General features: G+C 65.3%; 3 protein-coding genes. All 3 read left to right on the forward strand.

The annotated features are described in order from the left end of the window. On the forward strand, positions 1–537 hold a 537-nt coding region (locus EOA38_RS33880), incomplete at its 5' end, for an ATP-binding protein (RefSeq protein ID WP_245480989.1). A 10-nt stretch (positions 538–547) separates the two neighbouring features. Beyond that, entirely contained in the window at positions 548–1,555 is a 1,008-nt protein-coding gene (locus EOA38_RS33885; RefSeq protein WP_210211965.1) for a HupU protein, read from the forward strand. Continuing rightward, the coding region (locus EOA38_RS33890; protein ID WP_189435107.1) for a nickel-dependent hydrogenase large subunit at positions 1,552–2,370 on the forward strand (819 nt) is incomplete at its 3' end. The genes EOA38_RS33885 and EOA38_RS33890, both read left to right, overlap by 4 nt.

A 2,370-nucleotide genomic window follows, 5' to 3' on the forward strand; every position in this document is an offset into this window, starting at 1 on the left:
ATCGACGGCACGCTCGAAGGCGCGGAGCGTGTGCGCGCAATCGTTCAGGATCTGCGCCGCTTTTCCAGCAGCCAGCGCGAGGGGCTGGAGGTTTTCGATGTCACCCGCACCATTCGCACCGCCGTCGACTGGGTCGTCAGGGCAGAGCGCGTCAAACCCGTTGTTGTCTTCGACATGCCGGATGAGCTCGATGCCTGCGCGCGCAAGGGGCACCTGCATCAGGTCATCGTCAATCTCGTCCACAATGCCGCGGATGTCCTCCAGAACCGACCGGAGCCCCGGATCGAAATCTCCTGCCGCCGGGAAGGCGAAGATGTCGTCATCAAGGTTCGCGACAACGGCACCGGCATTCCGCAAACGCATATGGACCAGATCTTCGAGCCGTTCTTCACCACCAAGCCGATCGGCCAGGGAACGGGGCTGGGGCTCTATGTGAGCTACGGCCTGATGAAGGAACAGGGCGGGGATCTGGCAGCGGCAAATCATCCCGAAGGCGGCGCCGTGTTCACCGTCCGCCTTCCGGCGAATCCAGGCTGAGGGGGCGATGATGAAGCGGCCGCTCAACCTTCTCTGGCTTCAGTCCGGCGGCTGCGGCGGCTGCACGCTGTCCCTGATCGGCGCCGAAGGCCCCGATCTCATCACGAGCTTCGCCACGGCCGGTATCGAGGTGCTGTGGCATCCTTCGTTAAGCGTCGAGACGGGGCGCAGCGTCGTCGCCATCATGGAGCGCGTGACATCGGGCGAGGTTCCGCTGGATATCCTCTGCCTCGAAGGCGCCGTCATGCGCGGACCGAACGGCACCGGCCGCTTCCACATGATGGCGGGAACCGGTCGGCCGGTGATGGACTGGATCAGCGATCTTGCGGCCGTCGCCGGCCATGTGGTCGCCGTCGGCTCATGCGCGGCCTTCGGCGGTATCACGGCCGCTGGCGCCAATCACGTTGAGGCCTGCGGCCTCTCCTATGACGGCACGGAGCCTGGCGGGTTGCTCGGCCACGGCTTCCTGACGAAATCGGGCCTGCCGGTTATCAATGTGGCCGGCTGTCCCATTCACCCGGACTGGCTGACCGAAACGCTGCATCAGATCGCTGCTGGCAGGTTCGACGAGAGCCATGTCGACGAGTGGGAACGTCCCGTGAGCTACACGAACCATCTCGTCCATCACGGTTGCTCCCGCAACGAATTCTATGAGTTCAAGGCGAGCGCCGAGCGGCTGTGCGATCTCGGCTGCATGATGGAGAATCTCGGCTGCAAGGGCACGCAGGCGCGCGCCGACTGCAACATCCGGCCTTGGAACGGCTCTGGCTCCTGCATCGACGGCGGCTATCCCTGCATCAACTGCACCTCGCCCAGCTTCGAGGAGCCCGGCCATTCCTTCACCGCGACGCCGAAGGTTTCCGGCATCCCGGTCGGGCTTCCGACCGACATGCCCAAGGCCTGGTTCGTTGCGCTGGCGGCACTTTCGAAGGCGGCGACGCCTGTACGCCTGAAGACCAATGCGACCGCCGATCACGTGGCGGTGCCGCCGCACGACAGGCAGAAGAGGCGACCATGAGCCGACTTGTCGTCGGACCGTTCAATCGTGTCGAGGGCGACCTCGAGGTCAAGCTCGATGTGGCCGGCGGGTGGGTCCGCTCTGCCGAAGTCGTCTCGCCGCTTTACCGTGGCTTCGAGCAGATCCTGCACGGCAAGTTGCCGCAAGATGCGCTCGTCTACGCGCCGCGCATCTGCGGTATCTGCTCTGTCTCGCAGTCGATCGCCGCCGCACGCGCGCTTGCCGAGGCGCAAGGGCTCGGTGTCGCGGCAAATGGCCGGCTCGCGATCGACCTTATCCATGCGACGGAAAACGTCGCCGACCACCTGACGCATTTCTACCTGTTCTTCATGCCGGATTTCGCCCGCGAGGCCTATGCTGGCGAGTCATGGCACCAGGCGGCCGCTTCGCGCTTCCGTGCTCTCTCGGGAACTGTCGCCGAGGAGGTGCTGCCGGCGCGGGCGCAATGGATGCACATGATGGGTATTTTGGCCGGCCATTGGCCGCATACGCTCGGCATTCGACCGGGCGGCTCGACTCGGGCCGTGACGGCCAACGAGCAGGCGCGCATGGCCGGTATCGTCGGGGCATTCCGCCGGTTTCTGGAGCGCACGCTTTTTGCCGACACGCTCGAACGGGTAGCGAACCTGTCTACTGCCGATGAGCTCGCCTCCTGGCGCGAGGAGAAGCCGGCGCTCCAGGGCGACTTTCGGCATTTCCTCGCCATTTCGGAGGCGCTCGGCCTGGACAGGCTTGGCCGCGCCGGCAGCCTTTTCATGAGCTACGGCGCCTATCATGCCGCAGCCGGCCATCTGTTCCGCCGCGGCCTCTGGAAG

The sequence above is a fragment of the Mesorhizobium sp. M1E.F.Ca.ET.041.01.1.1 genome, assembly GCF_003997355.1.
Lineage (GTDB): Bacteria > Pseudomonadota > Alphaproteobacteria > Rhizobiales > Rhizobiaceae > Mesorhizobium.